The following is a 309-nucleotide window of genomic DNA, read 5'->3' as shown; positions in this document are numbered from 1 at the left end:
CGGAGTATCTGTGCACCCGGCTGACCGGCGACACCGCAGGCTCCCGTGCTCCCCTCGCGGTGCGGGCCGATGCGGACGACCCGGTGGCGATCATCGGCATGACCTGCCGTTTCCCGGGGGGTGCGAACTCCCCCGAAGCATTGTGGGACCTGGTCGCCTCGGGGAAGGACGTGATCGGGGAGTTTCCGACCGGCCGCGGCTGGGACCTGGACGGGTTGTTCCATCCGGACCCTGATCACCCGGGCACCAGCTATGCGAACGAGGGTGCCTTCCTCTATGACGCCGACGCGTTCGACGCGGCGTTCTTCG

Annotated in this window: 1 protein-coding gene; it reads left to right on the top strand. The window is 68.6% G+C overall.

Features of this window, described 5'->3' with window-relative positions; all coding sequences use genetic code 11:
• Positions 1 to 309: beta-ketoacyl synthase N-terminal-like domain-containing protein (locus tag IEJ02_RS48105; RefSeq protein ID WP_191070550.1), on the top strand; the 309-nt coding region annotated here is incomplete at both ends.

The sequence above is a fragment of the Streptomyces sp. 5-10 genome, from assembly GCF_014712245.1.
Classification (GTDB): Bacteria; Actinomycetota; Actinomycetes; order Streptomycetales; family Streptomycetaceae; genus Streptomyces; species Streptomyces violaceusniger.
The sequence above is the reverse complement of the archived record's forward strand: the minus strand, read 5'-3'. Positions and strand labels throughout refer to the sequence as shown.